This is a genomic window from Mycobacterium mantenii (assembly GCF_001667865.1).
In the GTDB taxonomy this organism is placed as follows: Bacteria; Actinomycetota; Actinomycetes; order Mycobacteriales; family Mycobacteriaceae; genus Mycobacterium; species Mycobacterium mantenii_A.
In genome coordinates, this window is record NZ_LZJP01000078.1 from 1 (window position 1) to 18,156 (window position 18,156).

Here is an 18,156-nt window from a genome sequence, read left to right on the forward strand (position 1 = left end):
GCGGTCACGCAGCGCCGAGCGGGCGAAGCCGAGGCGATCGGTCACGGCGACCACCGCCGAAGCCCCCGCCTCCGCCGCCCGGTGGTTCCTATCCGCCGCCCCCGCCGTCGGCCGGCGGATACGCGCCGCCGCCGCCCGGGCCGGCGATCCGCACGCTGCCGACGCAGGACTACACGCCGTGGCTGACCCGTGCGCTGGCGTTCATCATCGACATCCTCCCGTACGCCGTCGTGCACGGGATCGGCACCGCGATCCTGGTCGCCACCCAGCAGACCGCCTGCATCACCGACGTCACGCAGTACGCCGTCAACCAGTACTGCGCCACCCAGAACTCGACCGTCGGCATGGTGGCGCAGTGGCTGGCGTCGATCATCGGGCTGTTCTATTTGATCTGGAACTTCGGCTACCGGCAGGGCACCACCGGCTCGAGCGTCGGCAAATCGGTGATGAAGTTCAAAGTGGTCAGCGAAATCACCGGCCAGCCCATCGGCTTCGGGATGTCGGTGGTGCGCTCGCTGGCGCACTTCGTCGACGCGATCATCTGCTTCATCGGATTCCTTTTCCCGCTGTGGGATTCGAAGCGTCAAACGCTGGCGGACAAGATCATGACGACGGTGTGCCTGCCCATCGACGGTTCCGAGAGGCCGGCCGTCACCTAGGCTGGTCGTCGATGAGCGACGACCGCAACGGACATCACGAGTTCACCGGACTGGCCACCAAGGCGATTCACGCCGGCTATCGGCCGGATCCGGCGACCGGAGCGGTGAACGCCCCGATCTACGCCAGCAGCACCTTCGCCCAGGACGGAGTCGGTGCACTGCGCGGCGGGTACGAATACGCGCGCACCGGCAACCCGACGCGGGCCGCGCTGGAAGCGTCGCTGGCCGCCGTCGAAGAGGGTGCCTACGGGCGTGCCTTCGGTTCGGGCATGGCCGCCACCGACTGCGCCCTGCGGGCGCTGCTGCGGCCCGGCGACCACGTGGTCATCCCCAACGATGCGTACGGCGGCACCTTCCGGCTGATCGACAAAGTCTTCACGCAGTGGAACGTCGAGTACACACCCGTGCCGCTGGACGATCTCGACGCCGTCGGCGCCGCGATCACACCGCGGACCCGGCTGATCTGGGTGGAAACCCCGACCAATCCGCTGCTGTCCATCGCCGACATCACCGCCCTGGCCGAACTGGGCAAGCAGAGTTCGGCAAAAGTATTGGTGGACAATACTTTTGCCTCGCCCGCCCTGCAGCAGCCGTTGACGCTGGGCGCCGACATCGTGCTGCACTCCACCACCAAATACATCGGCGGGCACTCCGACGTGGTGGGCGGTGCGCTGATCACCAACGACAAGGAGCTGGACGAGGCCTTCGCCTTCCTGCAGAACGGGGCCGGGGCGGTGCCCGGCCCGTTCGACGCCTACCTGACCATGCGCGGCCTGAAGACCCTGGTGCTGCGGATGCAGCGGCACAGCGAAAACGCCTCGGCCGTGGCCGAATTCCTCGCCGGTCATGCCGCGGTGAGCACGGTGCTCTATCCCGGCCTGCCCTCACATCCCGGGCATGAGGTCGCCGCACGGCAGATGCGCGGCTTCGGTGGCATGGTTTCGGTGCGCATGCGTGGTGGCCGCCAGGCGGCCCGCGATCTGTGCGCCAACACCCGGGTGTTCATCCTGGCGGAATCGCTGGGCGGGGTCGAGTCGTTGATCGAGCACCCCAGCGCCATGACGCATGCCTCGACGGCCGGGTCGCAGTTGGAAGTGCCCGACGATCTGGTGCGCCTGTCGGTCGGCATCGAAGACATCGCCGACCTGCTGGCCGATCTCGACCAGGCGCTCAGCTAGTGGCGATCGCGAGCGCGGCGGAGCCGGGCGAAGCGGGTCGCCACCGACGCGGCTAGGAGTGGTAGGGCTCCGCGCTGACCAGCGTGACCTCGACGGTGTTGCCGTTGGGCACCACGTAGCTGCGGGTCTCGCCTTCCTTGGCGTCGATCAGGGCGCCGCCCAGCGGTGAGTTGGGCGAGTACACCTCGAGCTTGCCGTCGTTGACGCCCTCCTGGCGGGTGGCGATCAGGAAGGTCTCGGTGTCGGACTTGTCGCCGTTGTAGTAGACCTTCACCACCGAGCCGGGCAGCGCGACGCCGGACTGCTTGGGCGCCTCGCCGACCTTGGCGTTGTTGAGCAGGTCCTGCAGCTGGCGGATGCGGGCCTCCTGCTGGCCCTGCTCTTCGCGGGCGGCGTGGTAGCCGCCGTTCTCGCGCAGGTCGCCCTCCTCGCGGCGGTCATTGATCTCCGCGGCGATGACCGGACGATTCGCGATCAGCTGATCGAGCTCGGCCTTGAGTCGATCGTGTGACTCCTGGGTCAGCCAGGTCACGGAAGTGTCCGTCATCTCGTCGTGCTCCTCGTATGTTGTTCCGCGAGTTCGCGTTAAGTCCTGTTAGCTCCGCTGCCCGGAGTTGCGGGTCCCTCCCCGTGTGCTGCCGCTCCGTTTTGCTCACGGTCGCTAATGCAGCAACACGGTCCCAACCGGAACCGTGCATTCATCCATGTTACCACCGCGCAAACAGTTGATGACTCCATATTCGCAGTTCGCCGTGGATTGGGAGGTCACGGTGCGCGCAGGTAGGCGGGCACATCGGTGCCGCAGCCGTAGATGTCGGCCACCGACGGCCGTTCAAAGGATTTCACCGTGGTCGTCACCTGCACGGTGGCCGAGTCCGACGGCGGAACCAGCAGTTCTCGACGGCCCGTCTCGCTGCCGTCCTTCGAGCGGACCCGCACGATGCAGTCCACGGGTCGCGACGGATCCGATCGCGTCACGCTGATCGTGATCGACGCCGTCTGGTCGTCGATCACCTGATAGCCCGCCATCGTCCCCGAGACGTCGCTCGTGCCGAACCGGTGATAACCGATGGCGGCAATGGCGAGTCCGGCCACGATGACCAGCGCGCCCAGCGTGACGATCACCCACCGCCGGGGGATGCGCGACAGCCGGGAGCGCCCGTAGCGGGCCTCCGGACGTGCAGTCGGGGTTTCGGTCATGCCTGGTTATGCCTGGTTGTCGGCTGCCGGGCACCGGCCGACAGCATGCAACGAACTCGGAACTGGAATTATAGGGTCAGACCGGGCGACCATCAGAGGTGACAGGGGGCACGTGAGCGGATTGCGGTTGATGGCGGTGCACGCCCACCCCGACGACGAGTCCAGCAAGGGCGCGGCCACGCTGGCCCGCTACGCCGACGAAGGCCATCGCGTGCTGGTCGTGACGTTGACCGGCGGTGAGCGCGGCGACATCCTCAACCCGGCCATGGACCTACCCGAGGTGCACGGGCACATCGCCGAAATCCGCCGGGATGAGATGGCCAAGGCCGCCGAGATACTCGGCGTCGAGCACCACTGGCTGGGTTTCGTCGACTCCGGACTGCCCCAGGGTGACCCCCCGCCGCCGTTGCCCGAGGGCTGTTTCGCGCTGGTGCCGCTCGAAGAGTCGGTCGAGGCCCTGGTCCGCGTCGTCCGCGAGTTCCGCCCGCACGTGATGACCACGTACGACGAAAACGGCGGCTACCCCCATCCCGATCACATTCGCTGCCACCAGGTTTCGGTCGGCGCGTTCGAGGCGGCCGGGGACTACCGGCGGTTTCCGGACGCGGGTGAGCCGTGGACGGTGTCCAAGCTCTACTACAACCACGGGTTCTTGCGGGCGCGGATGCAGTTGCTGCACGACGAGGCCATCAAGCACGGTCAGGAGCCCCCGTTCAAGAAGTGGCTCGAACACTGGGACGCCGAGCACGACCCGTTCGAGTCCCGAGTGACGACGCGCGTTGAGTGCTCGGCGTACTTCGGCCAGCGCGACGACGCGCTGCGGGCGCACACCACCCAGATCGACCCCGACCACGACTTCTTCGCCGCTCCCATCGCGTGGCAGCAACGGCTGTGGCCCACCGAGGAATTCGAGTTGGCGCGCTCGCGGGTCCCGGCCCGGCTGCCCGAGGACGACCTGTTCGCCGGAATAGAGAGCGACGCGTGAATCACCTCTTTCTCGTCGTGACCGCCGCCGGCTGGCAGGCCGACGGCCCGCCGCGCCACACCGGCCCCGATTTCGGTAAGGCCAGCCCGGTCGGGCTGCTGATCGTGGTGTTGCTGTTGATCAGCACGCTGTTTCTGCTGCGTTCGATGAACCGGCAGTTGAAGAAGGTGCCGGAGTCGTTTGATCCCAAGCACCCCGAACCGGACCAGGCCGTCGACGAGGGCACCGACGCGGGCGGCCCGCGCGACACTCCGGATCAGGCGGACGGCTCGCCGCGAGCTCCGGGACCCGGCGATGAGCCCGGCTGACCCCGCTTCGACGAATACCCTTGGGCTGGCGACCAGCCCGTACCTGCGCCAGCACGCGGACAACCCGGTGCATTGGCAGCAGTGGACCGCCGAGGCGCTGGCCGACGCCGCAGCACGTGACGTGCCGATTCTGCTTTCCGTCGGGTATGCCGCCTGCCACTGGTGCCACGTCATGGCCCACGAATCGTTCGAAGACCACGAGGTGGCAGCCGTGATGAACGCGGGATTCGTCTGCGTCAAGGTCGACCGCGAGGAACGCCCGGACCTCGATGCGGTGTACATGAACGCCACGGTGGCGCTGACAGGGCACGGCGGCTGGCCGATGACGTGCTTTTTGACGCCGGACGGGCGGCCCTTCTTCTGCGGCACCTACTATCCGAAAGAGGCTTTCCTGCAACTCCTTTCGGCCGTCTCGGCCACCTGGCGGGAGCGCCGCGGCGAGGTGGAGGAGGCCTCCGATCACATCGCCGGCGAGCTGCGCAAGATGGCTGCGGCGCTTCCGGGCGGCGGCCCGTCGATAGCGCCGGAGTTGTGTGACCACGCCGTCGCCACCGTGCTCAAGGATCGGGACGCCGTTCACGGCGGGTTCGGCGGCGCGCCCAAGTTCCCGCCGTCGGCCTTGCTCGAGGCGCTGCTGCGCCACTTCGAGCGCACCGGGTCACCGGCGGCGCTCGCGGCGGTATCGCACACCGGTTACGCGATGGCGCGTGGCGGCATCTATGACCAACTGGGCGGCGGCTTCGCCCGCTACAGCGTCGACAACGCTTGGGTGGTACCGCATTTCGAGAAGATGCTGTACGACAACGCGCTGCTGCTGCGCGCCTACGGGCACTGGGCCCGGCGTACCGCAGACCCGCTGGCGCGCCGGGTCGCCGCCCAGACCGCGCGGTTCCTGCTCGACGACCTGGCCGACGGCGCCATGTTCACCTCGTCGTTGGACGCCGACGCCGACGGCCGCGAGGGCTCGACCTACGTCTGGACGCCGGCGCAACTGAACGAGGTGCTCGGCCCGGACGACGGGCGTTGGGCGGCAAGCGTTTTCGCGGTGACCGGCGAGGGCACGTTCGAGCACGGCACCTCGGTGCTGCAGCTGCCCGCCGACGTCGAGGATTTACAGCGGCTGGAACGCGTGCGGTCTGCGCTGCTGGCCGCCCGGCTCGGCCGAACCCAGCCCGGCCGCGACGACAAGGTGGTCACGTCGTGGAATGGGCTGGCGATCACCGCGCTGGCCGAGGCCGGCGTCGCGCTGGACGAGCCGGAATTCGTCGAGGCCGCGGCGCGCTGCGCGGGGGCGCTGCTGGATTTGCATGTCTTCGACGGCCGGCTGCGACGGGCCAGCCTGGGCGGCGTGGTCGGCGACAGCGCGGCCATCCTCGAGGACTACGCGATGCTGGCCACCGGGCTGCTTGCGCTGTATCAGCTGACCGCCAAGGACGCCTGGTTGACCGCGGCCACCGACCTGCTGGACACCGCGCTGGCGCACTTCGCCGACCGGGACCAACCCGGCCGCTGGTTCGACACCGCCGACGACGCCGAGCGGTTGGTGCTGCGGCCGGCCGACCCGCTGGACGGCGCGACGCCGTCGGGAGCGTCGTCGATCACCGAGGCTCTGCTGACCGCCGCGCATCTGGCCGACGGGGACCGCGCGCATCGCTACCTGCGGGCCGCTTCCGACTCGCTCGGCGCGCATTCGCTGCTGCTGGACCGCGCGGCGCGGTCGGCGGGACACTGGCTGGCCGTTGCGGAAGCGGCGGTGCGCGGACCGCTGCAGATCGCGGTCGCCTGCGACCCGCCGACCTCGGCGCTGCTGGCCGAGGCGCGACGGCTGGCGCCCGGCGGGGCGATCGTCGTGGGCGGGGAGGCGGATTCGTCGGCGCTGCTGGCCGGCCGGCCCCGGGTGGCAGGCGCCGACGCCGCCTACGTGTGCCGCGGCCAGGTCTGCGACCTGCCGGTGACCGGCGCACCCGAACTGGCCGCCGCCCTTGGTGTTCCCGGCCACTGAACCCGACGGTGGCGACCCGCTGCGCCCGGCCGCGCCGGGCTGGCGATCGCCACTCGCCGGGGGTTACCCTGCGTCCCATGCCAAATGCCGCCAAGACCGACGCGATCAGAAGCACGGTCAACCGCTACATCGAACTGGTCGCCAAGGGCAGCGCCGATGATCTGGTCGAGCTGTACGCGGATGACGCCACCGTCGAGGATCCGGTCGGCGGCGAGGTACACATCGGGCGGCAGGCGATCCACGGTTTCTACTCCGCGGTCGATGATCTGCAGCGCGAATGCGAACTGCTGACGTTGCGCGTCGCCGGCAACGAGGCGGCCTTCCACTTTCGGCTGACCGTGACCGCGGGCGAGCACCGGATGGTGATCGAGCCCATCGACGTCATGGTCTTCGACGGCAGCGGCAAGATCGCCTCGATGAAGGCCTACTGGTCGCCGGAGGACGACGTCACCCAGGCCTAGCCGGGATGGTGGCGCAGCCTCAGCCGCCCGCCAGCCAGGCGTGGTCGCCCGCGTAGAAGACGGCGAACCACATGGCGATGTAGTGCAGGATCGCCGCGATCGCGGTGAAGGCGTGGAAGAACTCGTGGTAGCCGAACGTCCGCGGCCAGGGGTCGGGCCAGCGCAGCCCGTAGAAGATGCCGCCGACGCTGTAGAACACGCCGCCCACCGCCAGCAGCACCATCGCGGCCACGCCGGCCTGGTGCAGGATCGTGGGAGCAAACCAGACGGCCACCCAGCCCAGCAGCAGATACAGCGGCACGCCGACCCAGCGCGGCGCCGTCGGCCAGCACATCTTCAGCGTGATGCCGGCCGCCGCGCCGCCCCACACGATGCACTGCACCAGCACCCCGGTGTTCTGCGGCATGACCAGCCGCGCGAACGGCGTGTAGCTGCCGGCGATGAAGACGAAGATCATCGAATGGTCGAGCCGCTTCATCCGGCTGCGCGCGACATCTGACTTCCAGTGCACCCGGTGGTAGGTGGCGCTGACCGCGAACATCGCCACCGTGGACGCGGCGTATACCAGCGTGGAATGGCCGGCGCGGGGGGAGGCGACCGCCCACGACACCGACACCAGTGTGGCGCCGGTGATGATGGCCAGCCACGCCGACACGAAGTGGATCCAGCCGCGCATCCGGGGCTTGCCCAGGAACTGGGCGGCACCCTCGACGAACTGCTCGACGGTGTTGCCCGGCACGATCGACTCGTTGTCTGGCTCCGGGTTGGGGACGGTGCTGGTCTGGCTGCTCATGTCTCCTGTGTCTTGTCTTCGCAACGGGCGATGCCGGCGGCAAAGTCGCCAGGGGCTGTTCAAGACCCACAGTAGTCAGGGATGGTTACGGCACAGTCTCGACTTCTGAGGTGACCGGGCCGAAACGAGAAGCGGTGCATTGATCACCGCTGGCAGTAGGGTGGATGTTCGTGGAAATTATCCCGCCGCGTCTCAAAGAGCCGCTGTATCGCATCTACGAAATGCGGCTGCGGCAGGGTCTGACCTCCACCAAATCCGACCTGCCCCGCCACATCGCGGTGCTGTGCGACGGGAACCGGCGCTGGGCGCGCGACGCGGGTTACGACGACGTGAGCTACGGCTACCGGATGGGTGCCGTGAAGATCGCCGAGATGCTGCGCTGGTGCCAGGAAGCCGGCATCGAGATGACCACGGTGTACCTGCTGTCCACGGAAAACCTGCAACGCGATCCCGAGGAGCTGGCCGGGCTGATCGAAATCATCACCGACGTGGTGGAGGAGATCTGCGCACCGGCCAACCGCTGGAGCGTGCGCACCGTCGGGGATCTCGAGCTGCTCGGCGAGGAACCGGCCCGCCGGCTGCGCGACGCCGTGGAATCCACCCCGGTTGTGGCGCCCTTCCACGTCAACGTCGCCGTCGGCTACGGCGGCCGTCGCGAGATCGTCGACGCGGTGCGTGCCCTGCTGAACAAGGAACTTGCCAACGGCGCGACCGCCGAAGAGCTGATCGACTCGGTCACGGTCGACGCGATCTCGGAGAACCTCTACACCTCCGGGCAGCCCGACCCCGACCTGGTGATCCGCACCTCGGGCGAGCAACGGCTGTCCGGTTTTCTGCTGTGGCAGAGCGCTTACTCGGAGATGTGGTTCACCGAAGCGCACTGGCCCGCGTTCCGCCGGGTCGACTTCCTGCGCGCGCTGCGCGACTACAGCCAGCGGCACCGCCGGTACGGCAAGTAGCGGCCTCTACGGCAGGTCGCGCGCGTGCCACACTAAGAACATGGCTGCGCTGTCGGCGGTGGTGTTCACGCTGAGCGCCTGGCTGGGCCTGTATCTGGTGGCCCGTGATCCGCGCAAACCCGTCCTCGCGCTGGCGGCGATCGGGCTGTGCGGATTCGCGCTCGTGGTGGGGCTGGATGCGGTTCGGACCGCCAATCCCGTGTCCGCCCGGCTGCTGAGCCAGGTCGAGATCTACCTGACGGCGATCCCCGGCGTGGCGTGGTTCGCGGTGCTCGTCGAGCTGTCCCGGCCCAGCGACGGCTGGCGCTCGCGCACCCGCGAGGTCTTGCTCGTGGCCGTGGTCGCGGCGCTGGCCCTGTTCGGGGCGATGCTGGCCGGCAGCGTCGAGGGGCCGCTGCGGCCCGGTCACTGGGTGATGTTCGCGGTGATCTCGGTGTCGACCCTCGGCGCGATGGTTGTCGCGTTGCGCCGCCCGCGGCGGCCGAGGCCGGCCGTCGGACTCGCCATCACCGCGACCCTGTTCTTCGCGCTGGGCAATGCGATCCTGATCATTCCGTTGGGCCTGGTACCCAGCTGGGTCGCGCTGGCGTCAACGAGCTGCGACGTCCTGGGGCTCGGGGTCGCCGTCGCCCTGTGGGACGCGTTCGACGAGGGCCAGGCGCTGCGCGCCGACATGCTGCGCTCGTTCGCCGGTTCGGTGGCGGTGGCGGTGCTCTTCGGCGGCCAGGCGCTGATCGGGTTGGCGGTCACCCGCCACGATCCCGGCGCGCAGACCGCGCTGACCGTGCTGCTGTTCACCAGCCTGGCGATCGCGATCACCGTGCAGGTGCTCGCGGATCCGCTGGCCGGGGTGCTCGACCGGCTGGCCTTCTCGAAATCGCCTGCGCTGCGGGCGGATCGGGCCGCGCTGCGGCATACCGGGGCGGCGCTGCCGCTGCGGCAGGAGCATCCGCTCGCCGGCGTCGACGACGTCACCTTCGCCAGGCTCACCCGGCGGGCCCTGGGCCACTACGGCGACCTGACCAAACTGGTCGCCAGCCCGCTGACCGCGCTGCCGGTGATCGACGAGCGGTTGGCCGCGCGGGGAGCGCCCGACCATCCGATCGAGCGCGCCAACGAACTCAAGGCCGTGCTCGCCGACGGCATCGCGCGGCTGAAGCCGCGCGACGGCGGCGACTTCGGCACCACCGAGGAGTGGCGGTACTACAACTCGCTGTATTTCCCCTACGTCGTCGGGGTGCGCGCCTACGCGCAGAACGCCACCGCCTCCGGCTTGGATCCCATCGCGCGGCAGGCCTGGCAGTGGTTCGTCACCGACGTCCCCCAGCGCTCGCTGCACAACTGGCAAAACGCCGCCGCCCGGCTGATCGCCGCCGATCTTCGTGGGCGGGTCCCGGTTCCCAGCGACTAAAGCGGGTACTTCAGTCACCGCGGTTGCCGGGCGGCACAGTGCTGTGCCCCGTGCTCCTGTGACTCGTGGGGCCGCTGAGCCTCGCCGGCTGGCGCGTGTCAAATATTTACCCGCCGACGGGAATAGGCGGGCAAACCACCTCGTCTTTGTATCCGTGGCATTAGTTGGCAGCGCCACGAGTCGATATGGCAGTGCACTGGCGGCACCCTCAAAGCTGTTCGACCCGACCCGCCATCGCGAGGAGTAATCACATGAGCTCTGTTACCGGTGTCTCAGGCATCACAACCCGGCCCCTCTACGACTCGACCGACTCGCTGTTGCGTTTTGCCGTGCGTGCCGACGCGACGCTGACGGGATTGTGCGGTCTGGTGATCGCCTTTCTCGCCGACCCGCTTTCGTCGCTGACCGGCCTGACGTCCTTCCAGGAATACGGCGTGGGCGTCGTGTTCGTGCTCGCCGGCTTGCTGGTGTTCAGCCTCGGTGCACTGCCGGACCTGCGCCGGGTCGGTATCGGCGTCGTGGTGGTCAACGTCGCGTTCACGCTCGCGTCGATCGTGGCCGCCGAAGCGCTGCCACTGACCGTCACCGGCGTCGCGTTGACGCTGGCCAGCGGCGCGTACACGGCGGCGTTCGCGGCGCTGCAGTACCTGGGATTGCGTCGTCTCGCGGCGTGATCGGCCGTCCCGCCCCGGCGGGCGTCAAAGCTTGCGCAGCCGCAATCGGTTGATGGAGTGGTCGGCGTCTTTGCGTAGCACCAGGGTGGCGCGCGGCCGGGTGGGCAGGATGTTCTCCACCAGGTTGGGACGGTTGATCGAACGCCAGATCTCCCGAGCGGCGGCGACGGCCTTCGTGTCGTTCAGCGCCGAGTAGTGGTGGAAGTGCGATTCGGGATCCGCGAAGGCGGTGCTGCGCATGGCCAGGAACCGCGATACGTACCACTGTTCGATGTCCTCGATCCGGGCGTCCACGTACACGCCGAAGTCGAACAGGTCCGACACCATCAGGGTCGGACCGGTCTGCAGAACGTTGAGGCCTTCCAGGATCAAGATGTCGGGATGGCGCACCACATGCTTGGCCCCGGGGATGATGTCGTATTTCAGGTGCGAATACACCGGCGCGCACGCGTAGTCCGAACCGGATTTCACCGAGGTCACGAACCGCATCAGCGCGCGGCGGTTGTAGCTCTCCGGAAACCCTTTGCGATGCATCAGGTTTCGCCGGTCCAGCTCGGCGTTCGGGTATAAAAAGCCGTCGGTGGTGACCAGGTCCACCCGCGGGTGGTGGTCCCAGCGTGCCAAGAGCGCCTGCAGCACGCGGGCTGTCGTCGACTTGCCGACCGCCACACTGCCGGCCACCCCGATGATGAACGGTACCGGCCGGTCCGGGTTTTGCTGAGGTTCGCCGAGGAATTCGGCGGTGGCGGCGAACAATCGCTGGCGCGCCGCGACCTGCAGGTGAATGAGCCGGGCCAGCGGCAGATAAACCTCTTCGACTTCGAGCAAGTCGATCTGTTCACCCAGACCGCGCAGGCCGACCAGTTCCTCCTCGGTGAGGGCCAGCGGCGTCGACATACGAAGCGCACGCCATTGCTTTCGGTCGAACTCCACGTAAGGGCTCGGCTCGCTAAGCCGCGGCATAGTGCAAGTGTTGCAGGAGCGCGGAAAAGCCCGACGGCTGGGCTGGCTAAAAGTGGCGCGCTGGATAGCGCGAGCGCCTCGCTGTGGGGTCAGTCGGCCGACTAGTCTCGTTCTCATGTCAGCCGACTTGACCCGCACCGCCATCTCAACCACGTCACCGGGCGCCGAATACGCCGACACCGCGAGCGTTGCCTACCGCGCCGCACTGCAGGTGGTCGAGTCCGTCGAACCTCGCATCGCCGCTGCGACCCGCAAAGAGCTCGCCGACCAACGTGATTCGCTCAAGTTGATCGCCAGCGAGAATTACGCGTCGCCCGCGGTGCTGCTGACCATGGGGACCTGGCTGTCGGACAAGTACGCCGAGGGGACCATCGGGCACCGCTTCTACGCGGGCTGCCAGAACGTCGACACCGTGGAAAGCGTCGCCGCCGAGCACGCGCGTGCGCTGTTCGGGGCGCCGCACGCCTATGTCCAGCCGCACTCGGGAATCGACGCCAACCTCGTTGCGTACTGGGCGATCCTGGCTACCCGGGTCGAGGCGCCAGGCCTGGCCGACGCGGGCGCCAAGCACGTCAACGACTTGTCCGAGGCGGACTGGGAGAAGCTGCGCGCCAAGTTAGGCAACCAGCGGCTGCTGGGCATGTCGCTGGATGCCGGCGGCCACCTCACCCACGGCTTCCGGCCCAACATCTCCGGCAAGATGTTCCACCAGCGCAGCTACGGCACCGACCCCGACACCGGGTTCGTCGACTACGGCGCCGTCGCGGCCGCCGCGCGCGAGTTCAAGCCGCTGATCATCGTGGCCGGCTACTCCGCTTACCCGCGCCGCATCAACTTCGCGACGATGCGTGAGATCGCCGACGAGGTCGGCGCCACCCTGATGGTGGACATGGCGCATTTCGCCGGCCTGGTGGCGGGCAAGGTGTTCACCGGCGACGAGGATCCGGTGCCGCACGCCCATGTCACGACCACGACGACGCACAAGTCGCTGCGCGGTCCTCGCGGCGGCCTCATCCTGTGCCAATCCGAATACGCCGACGCTGTCGACAAGGGCTGCCCGATGGTGCTCGGCGGGCCGCTGTCGCACGTGATGGCGGCCAAGGCCGTCGCGCTCGCCGAGGCGCGGCAGCCGTCGTTCCAGGCCTATGCCCAGCGGATCGCCGACAACGCCCAGGCCCTGGCCGACGGCTTCCTCAAGCGCGATGCCCACCTGATCACCGGGGGCACCGACAACCATCTCGTGCTGCTCGACGTCACATCGTTCGGCCTTACGGGACGTCAAGCCGAGTCGGCCTTGTTGGACGCCGGCGTCGTCACCAACCGCAACGCCATCCCCGCCGACCCCAACGGCGCCTGGTACACCAGCGGCATCCGGCTCGGCAGCCCGGCGCTGACCACCCGCGGCTTCGGTCCGGCCGAATTCGACCGGGTGGCCGAGCTGATGGTCGACGTTCTGGCCAACACGAAGCCGGAAGGTACCTCCAAGGCCAAGTACTCGCTGGCCGATGGCACCGCCGAACGGGTCAGCGCGGCCGCGGCCGAACTGTTGGACGCCAACCCGCTCTACCCGGGCCTCGCGCTCTAGGTTTCCGCCGTACGAGGGCTCTAGAGTGCCCGGCCGGCCCGATTGAGCGGCCTGAGGACCAAAGTCACCAGTTGCCGCGACACGACCCGGTCGATTTCATGAACCTGTGTCCGCGGGTTACAGTTATCTCATGGCACAAAGACCTGTCGCTAACGCGCTGACCCTGGAACTCGAGCCGGTCGTGGAAGCGAACATCGACCGCCACCTGTCCACCGAAGAACTCTGGTTCGCGCACGACTACGTGCCGTTCGAACGGGGCGAGAACTTCGCATTCCTCGGTGGACGCGACTGGGACCCGTCGTCGATGACGTTGCCGAGGCCGTTGACCGACGCCTGCGAGATCATGCTGCTGCTCAAGGACAATCTGGCCGCATACCACCGCGAGCTGGTCGAACACTTCATCCTGGAGGACTACTGGGGCCGCTGGCTGGGCCGGTGGACCGCCGAGGAGCACCTGCACGCCATCGCGCTGCGCGAGTACCTGGTGGTGACCCGTGAGGTCGACCCGACCGCCAACGAAGAGGCCCGCGTCCAGTACGTCATGAAGGGCTACCGCGCCGACACCTTCTCGCAGGTGGAAACCCTGGTGCACATGGCGTTCGTGGAGCGCACCCACGCCGTGTTCTGCGAAAATCTGGCCGCCCAGCTCGAGGAGCCCGTCCTGGCCGGCCTCGTCGACCGGATCGCCCGCGACGAGCGGCGCCACGAAGTCTTCTTCTCCAACCTCGTCGCGCACTGCCTCGAGTACACCCGCGACGAGACCATCGCGGCCATCGCCGCCCGCGCGGCCGAGCTGAAGGTGCCCGGGGCCGACATCGACGCGTACCAGGACAAGGTGCAGAACGTCGCAAAGGCAGGCATTTTCGGTCCGGAGCAGCTGCGTCAGGCGATCTCCGACCGCATCGCCGCATGGGGGCTCGCGGACGAGCCCGCGCTGCGGCAATTCGTCGCCGGCTAACCCGGCCTGCACGCGCCACTCCCCATCGGCCGCCGACTGACGGCGGCCGCGGCTCGCCACGTCGGCGCGCCTGCACAGCGCGCACGCGGCCACGGGAGTAGCGTCGATCTCGATGGTCAGCGTCATGCTCTGCTGCCAGGGCGGCACCTCCCGTCACCACAACGGAAGGACCGGCCCCGGTCCTGGTGCTGCGGTTCCCGTCGACATGCCTGTGCGGGTCCGCGCGGGCTCATCCCGCTCGAGGAGCGCTACGTGACCGAAATCCGGACCTACGTGATCGACACTTCCGTGCTGCTGTCCGACCCTTGGGCGTGCAGCCGGTTCGCCGAACACGAGGTGGTTGTTCCGCTGGTGGTGATCAGCGAACTGGAGGCCAAACGCCACCATCACGAGCTGGGATGGTTCGCCCGCCAGTCGCTGCGGCTGTTCGACGATCTTCGCCTCATGCACGGACGGCTGGATCAGCCCATTCCCGTTGGGACACAAGGCGGTTCGCTGCACGTTGAGCTCAACCACACGGACCCGTCGGTGCTGCCGGCGGGTTTTCGCAGCGACAGCAACGACTCCCGGATCCTGAGCTGTGCCGCCAACCTCGCCGCCGAAGGCAAGCGAGTTACGTTGGTCAGCAAGGATATTCCGCTTCGGGTCAAGGCCGCCGCGGTCGGGCTAGCCGCCGACGAATACCACGCGCAAGACGTGGTGGCCTCCGGGTGGTCGGGAATGCGCGAAATCGAGACCGCCACCGAGGACATCGACGCGCTGTTCACCGATGGCGAGATCGATCTGGTGGAGGCGCGAGACCTGCCCTGCCACACCGGTGTTCGGCTGCTCGGCGGTAGCTCGCATGCGCTGGGCCGGGTCAACGCGGACAAACGCGTCCAGCTGGTGCGCGGCGACCGCGAGGTGTTCGGGCTGCGCGGGCGGTCCGCCGAACAGCGGGTCGCGCTCGACCTGCTGCTCGACGAGTCGGTGGGCATTGTGTCGATGGGCGGCAAGGCCGGCACCGGCAAGTCGGCGCTCGCGTTGTGCGCGGGCCTGGAGGCGGTGCTGGAGCGACGCACCCAGCGCAAGGTGGTGGTCTTCCGCCCGCTCTACGCCGTCGGCGGTCAGGAGCTGGGATATCTGCCCGGCAGCGAGAGCGAAAAAATGGGCCCGTGGGCCCAGGCCGTCTTCGACACCCTCGAGGGTCTGGCCAGTCCGGCGGTGCTGGAGGAAGTGCTGTCCCGCGGCATGCTCGAGGTGCTGCCGCTGACCCACATCCGGGGCCGCTCCCTGCACGACTCGTTCGTGATCGTCGACGAGGCGCAGTCGCTGGAGCGCAACGTCCTGCTGACCGTGCTGTCGCGGCTGGGCACCGGATCGCGGGTGGTGCTGACCCACGACATCGCGCAGCGCGACAACCTGCGGGTGGGCCGCCATGACGGGGTCGCGGCGGTGATCGAGAAGCTCAAGGGCCATCCGCTGTTCGCCCACATCACCTTGTTGCGCAGCGAGCGATCGCCGATTGCGGCCCTGGTCACCGAGATGCTCGAGGAGATCGCCGGCCCGCAGTGAGGGCTTTTTTGCCGCGAAACTGTATTCCACGACAGCTCCACTCGCGATACGTGTCGCTAGTTGCAGTCTCGCGGTGGGTACGCTTTTACCGTGGTGAAACGACCCGACACCCAGGCCTGGCGCTATTGGCGCACGGTCGTCGGTGTGGCGGCGGCCGTCGCGGTGCTGGTGATCGGCGGGCTCACGGGTCACGTGACGCGCGCCGACGACCTCAGCTGCTCGGTCAGCAAGTGCGTCGCGTTGACTTTCGATGACGGGCCGGGGCCGTTCGACGAGCGGCTGCTGCAGATCTTGAAGGAGAACGACGCCAAGGCCACCTTCTTCCTGATCGGCAACAAGGTGGCCGCCAACCCGGCCGGCGCCAAGCGCATCGCCGACGCCGGGATGGAGATCGGCAACCACACCTGGGAACACCCCAACATGACCACGATCCCGCGCGAGGACATCGCCGCCCAATTCTCCAAGGCCAACGACGCGATCACCGCCGCCACCGGGCGCACCCCAACCCTGTATCGGCCCGCGGGTGGCTTGTCCGACCCGGTGGTGCGCCAGACCGCCGGCCAATTCGGGCTGGCCGAAATCCTCTGGGATGTCATCCCTTTCGATTGGGCCAACGACTCGAATACGGCGGCGACACGCTACATGCTGATGACCTACATCAAGCCGGGCTCGGTCGTCCTGCTGCACAGCACCTACTCGAGCACCGTGGACCTGGTGTACCAGTTCATCCCGGTGCTCAAGGCCAACGGCTACCGGCTGGTGACGGTCAGCGACCTGCTGGGATCACGTTCTCCCGGTAGCAGTTACGGCAGCCGGGAGAACGGTCCGCCCGTCAACGGCCTGCACGACATCCCACCCGGCGACATCCCCACGCTGCCCAACACGCCGTCGCCGAAACCGATGCCCAATTTCCCGATCACCGACATCCCTGGGCAGAACTCCGGTGGGCCGAACAACGGTGCGTAGAGCGAATTCCGGACCGCACGCGGCTACCTTTGTAGGGTGATCACCGTGGGATGGCTTCGGGATCGGCTTCCGCGACCATGGCGCGGCCCGGCGGGGCGGCACGCCACGGGGGAGCCAAAGTCCTTTCGACGGTGGTTGTTTCAATACGGGGTGGATCTGAGCCTGTCCTACGTCCTGGCCGTCGTCGAGGCGGCGGCCATCCTGATTCCGTTGCGGGGCCACACTTCCGTCGGCGCCAACGCGGACTTCGCGCGCCAGAACACGGTGTCGGTGGTGGTGCTCATCGCGCTGGCCATCGTCGGTGTCGCGGTGGCGGGCGCCGTCAGCCTGGCTCCCACCGTGCGCTGGTATGTCGCCGGTGACGAACCCACGCCGGCGCAACGTGAAGCCGTGATGAAGCTGGCCGGTCGCCAGTCGGCGATCCTGGTGACGGCCTGGGCGCTGAGCGGCGGGATCTTCATCCTGCTGAATCTGACTGGCAAGCCCCAGCTTCTGCTACCCATCGTGCTCGGTGTGCTGCTCGGCGGGTCGGCCGCCGCCGGCACCGCGATGTTGCTCGCGCAACGCACACTGCGGCCCATCATGCGCGCCGCCACGCTGGGCGCCGAGCCACGGCTGGCGGTGCCGAGCGTGTACGCGCGGCTGGTTCTGCTGTGGTTCCTGTGCAGCGCATTCCCCATCGCCGTGATCGCGACGCTGGTCGTCCTCCGCTCGTACGGGTGGCTGATCGAAAAGTCCGCGTCATTGGATGTGCCGATTCTGGTGGTGGCGCTGGCGGCGCTGGTGCTCGGACTGCCGACCATGCTCTTGACCTCGCGGTCCATCTCGGATCCGGTCGGCGAGGTCGTCGACGCGATGGCCGAGGTCGAGCACGGCAGGATGGAAACGTACGTCGGCGCCTACGAACGGTCCCAAATCGGGCGTTTGCAAACGGGATTCAACCGAATGGTGGCCGGGCTCGCCGAGCGGGACCGGCTGCGTGACCTGTTCGGACGCCATGTCGGTGCCGACGTCGCGCAGCGTGCCCTCGCCGAGGGAGCCTCGCTGTCGGGAGACGTGGTCGAAGCGGCGGTGCTCTTCATCGACCTGGTGGGATCCACCCAGCTCGCCGAAAGCCGTCCCCCGCAAGAGGTCGCCGCGGTGCTCAACGACTTCTTCCGGATCGTCGTGCACGCCGTCGACGAACACCACGGGCTGGTCAACAAATTCGCCGGCGATGCCGCCTTGGCCGTCTTCGGGGTGCCGTTGCCGACGAGCGAGCCGGCATCGTCGGCGTTGGCGACCGCCCGTGCGCTCGGCGCCCAACTGCGGCGGCTGCCGGTCGATTTCGGCATCGGCGTCTCAGCCGGGCGGGTGTTCGCCGGCAATGTCGGTGCCGAGAACCGTTACGAATACACCGTGATCGGTGACGCCGTCAATGAAGCCGCCCGGCTGGCAGACCTAGCCAAGACCTCCGACCGGCGGATCCTGTGTTCTGCAGGCGCCGTCGACGCCGCGGGC

18 protein-coding genes are annotated in these 18,156 nt (G+C 68.2%); 14 read left to right on the forward strand and 4 right to left on the reverse strand.

Annotated features, from left to right (window positions below; genetic code table 11):
* A partial coding sequence (locus A5688_RS12080) for an RDD family protein (protein WP_242663206.1) occupies positions 1 to 659 on the forward strand: 659 nt, incomplete at its 5' end.
* A gap of 11 nt (positions 660 to 670) precedes the next feature.
* The gene (locus tag A5688_RS12085; RefSeq protein WP_067910988.1) at positions 671 to 1,837 is read left to right on the forward strand and encodes a cystathionine gamma-synthase; all 1,167 of its coding nucleotides are present in this window, start codon (positions 671 to 673) and stop codon (positions 1,835 to 1,837) included.
* Positions 1,838 to 1,889: 52 nt separating this feature from the next.
* Here A5688_RS12085 and greA read toward each other — a convergent pair whose 3' ends face one another.
* Positions 1,890 to 2,384, reverse strand: coding sequence for a transcription elongation factor GreA (greA, locus tag A5688_RS12090; protein WP_066997513.1), 495 nt, complete (start codon positions 2,382 to 2,384; stop codon positions 1,890 to 1,892).
* A gap of 218 nt (positions 2,385 to 2,602) precedes the next feature.
* Positions 2,603 to 3,037, reverse strand: a complete 435-nt coding sequence (locus A5688_RS12095) for a DUF4307 domain-containing protein (RefSeq protein ID WP_067834713.1) — start codon at positions 3,035 to 3,037, stop codon at positions 2,603 to 2,605.
* A gap of 112 nt (positions 3,038 to 3,149) precedes the next feature.
* Between A5688_RS12095 and mca the strand changes: the two genes are divergently transcribed.
* From mca to A5688_RS12115, 4 genes are all read left to right on the forward strand, one after another.
* Positions 3,150 to 4,022 (forward strand): mycothiol conjugate amidase Mca, encoded by an 873-nt coding sequence (gene mca, locus A5688_RS12100; RefSeq protein ID WP_067834711.1) that lies wholly within the window; start codon positions 3,150 to 3,152, stop codon positions 4,020 to 4,022.
* Positions 4,019 to 4,330: a hypothetical protein gene (locus tag A5688_RS12105; RefSeq protein WP_067834709.1), complete on the forward strand. Its 312-nt coding sequence runs from the start codon at positions 4,019 to 4,021 to the stop codon at positions 4,328 to 4,330. Before mca ends, A5688_RS12105 begins: the two co-directional genes overlap by 4 nt.
* Positions 4,317 to 6,332: a thioredoxin domain-containing protein gene (locus A5688_RS12110; protein ID WP_067910985.1), complete on the forward strand. Its 2,016-nt coding sequence runs from the start codon at positions 4,317 to 4,319 to the stop codon at positions 6,330 to 6,332. The genes A5688_RS12105 and A5688_RS12110 overlap by 14 nt, the downstream gene beginning before the upstream one ends.
* A gap of 77 nt (positions 6,333 to 6,409) precedes the next feature.
* On the forward strand, positions 6,410 to 6,793 hold the full coding sequence (locus A5688_RS12115; RefSeq protein WP_067910981.1) for a nuclear transport factor 2 family protein: 384 nt from the start codon (positions 6,410 to 6,412) through the stop codon (positions 6,791 to 6,793).
* Between the two features lie 19 nt (positions 6,794 to 6,812).
* Here A5688_RS12115 and trhA read toward each other — a convergent pair whose 3' ends face one another.
* The gene (gene trhA, locus A5688_RS12120; protein WP_067910979.1) at positions 6,813 to 7,586 is read right to left on the reverse strand and encodes a PAQR family membrane homeostasis protein TrhA; all 774 of its coding nucleotides are present in this window, start codon (positions 7,584 to 7,586) and stop codon (positions 6,813 to 6,815) included.
* Between the two features lie 170 nt (positions 7,587 to 7,756).
* On the opposite strand from trhA, the gene A5688_RS12125 reads away from it, so the two are divergent.
* The 3 genes from A5688_RS12125 (at position 7,757) to A5688_RS12135 (ending at position 10,630) form a co-directional block, all read left to right on the forward strand.
* The gene (locus A5688_RS12125; protein WP_067834768.1) at positions 7,757 to 8,545 is read left to right on the forward strand and encodes a (2Z,6E)-farnesyl diphosphate synthase; all 789 of its coding nucleotides are present in this window, start codon (positions 7,757 to 7,759) and stop codon (positions 8,543 to 8,545) included.
* Between the two features lie 40 nt (positions 8,546 to 8,585).
* Positions 8,586 to 9,956 (forward strand): hypothetical protein, encoded by a 1,371-nt coding sequence (locus A5688_RS12130; protein WP_067910977.1) that lies wholly within the window; start codon positions 8,586 to 8,588, stop codon positions 9,954 to 9,956.
* A 251-nt stretch (positions 9,957 to 10,207) separates the two neighbouring features.
* On the forward strand, positions 10,208 to 10,630 hold the full coding sequence (locus A5688_RS12135; RefSeq protein WP_067834698.1) for a hypothetical protein: 423 nt from the start codon (positions 10,208 to 10,210) through the stop codon (positions 10,628 to 10,630).
* A gap of 24 nt (positions 10,631 to 10,654) precedes the next feature.
* Here the strand turns inward: A5688_RS12135 and coaA are convergent, their stop codons facing one another.
* Complete coding sequence (gene coaA / locus A5688_RS12140) at positions 10,655 to 11,593, reverse strand: type I pantothenate kinase (RefSeq protein WP_044487112.1); 939 nt, start codon at positions 11,591 to 11,593, stop codon at positions 10,655 to 10,657.
* A 115-nt stretch (positions 11,594 to 11,708) separates the two neighbouring features.
* Between coaA and A5688_RS12145 the strand changes: the two genes are divergently transcribed.
* From A5688_RS12145 to A5688_RS12165, 5 genes are all read left to right on the forward strand, one after another.
* A complete protein-coding gene (locus A5688_RS12145) occupies positions 11,709 to 13,178 on the forward strand; it encodes a glycine hydroxymethyltransferase (protein WP_067910975.1) in 1,470 nt (489 codons plus the stop codon).
* Between the two features lie 130 nt (positions 13,179 to 13,308).
* Positions 13,309 to 14,136: an acyl-ACP desaturase gene (locus tag A5688_RS12150; protein WP_067834766.1), complete on the forward strand. Its 828-nt coding sequence runs from the start codon at positions 13,309 to 13,311 to the stop codon at positions 14,134 to 14,136.
* 252 nt (positions 14,137 to 14,388) lie between these two features.
* Positions 14,389 to 15,690 carry a PhoH family protein gene (locus tag A5688_RS12155; protein WP_067910972.1) on the forward strand — a complete coding sequence of 434 codons (1,302 nt, stop codon included), beginning with the start codon at positions 14,389 to 14,391 and terminating at the stop codon, positions 15,688 to 15,690.
* Positions 15,691 to 15,780: 90 nt separating this feature from the next.
* Positions 15,781 to 16,656 (forward strand): polysaccharide deacetylase family protein, encoded by an 876-nt coding sequence (locus tag A5688_RS12160; protein WP_067834692.1) that lies wholly within the window; start codon positions 15,781 to 15,783, stop codon positions 16,654 to 16,656.
* A 156-nt stretch (positions 16,657 to 16,812) separates the two neighbouring features.
* Positions 16,813 to 18,156 (forward strand): adenylate/guanylate cyclase domain-containing protein (locus A5688_RS12165; protein WP_207546655.1); only part of this gene is annotated, 1,344 nt, incomplete at its 3' end.

What these genes read in the sequence shown, in the direction of transcription:
- greA (WP_066997513.1), bottom strand. Translation starts at nt 2,384, where the DNA reads ATGACGGACACTTCCGTGACCTGGCTGACCCAGGAGTCACACGATCGA.
- A5688_RS12130 (WP_067910977.1), top strand. Translation starts at nt 8,586, where the DNA reads ATGGCTGCGCTGTCGGCGGTGGTGTTCACGCTGAGCGCCTGGCTGGGC.
- A5688_RS12135 (WP_067834698.1), top strand. Translation starts at nt 10,208, where the DNA reads ATGAGCTCTGTTACCGGTGTCTCAGGCATCACAACCCGGCCCCTCTAC.
- trhA (WP_067910979.1), bottom strand. Translation starts at nt 7,586, where the DNA reads ATGAGCAGCCAGACCAGCACCGTCCCCAACCCGGAGCCAGACAACGAG.
- A5688_RS12110 (WP_067910985.1), top strand. Translation starts at nt 4,317, where the DNA reads ATGAGCCCGGCTGACCCCGCTTCGACGAATACCCTTGGGCTGGCGACC.
- A5688_RS12150 (WP_067834766.1), top strand. Translation starts at nt 13,309, where the DNA reads ATGGCACAAAGACCTGTCGCTAACGCGCTGACCCTGGAACTCGAGCCG.
- A5688_RS12145 (WP_067910975.1), top strand. Translation starts at nt 11,709, where the DNA reads ATGTCAGCCGACTTGACCCGCACCGCCATCTCAACCACGTCACCGGGC.
- coaA (WP_044487112.1), bottom strand. Translation starts at nt 11,593, where the DNA reads ATGCCGCGGCTTAGCGAGCCGAGCCCTTACGTGGAGTTCGACCGAAAG.
- A5688_RS12085 (WP_067910988.1), top strand. Translation starts at nt 671, where the DNA reads ATGAGCGACGACCGCAACGGACATCACGAGTTCACCGGACTGGCCACC.
- A5688_RS12115 (WP_067910981.1), top strand. Translation starts at nt 6,410, where the DNA reads ATGCCAAATGCCGCCAAGACCGACGCGATCAGAAGCACGGTCAACCGC.
- A5688_RS12095 (WP_067834713.1), bottom strand. Translation starts at nt 3,037, where the DNA reads ATGACCGAAACCCCGACTGCACGTCCGGAGGCCCGCTACGGGCGCTCC.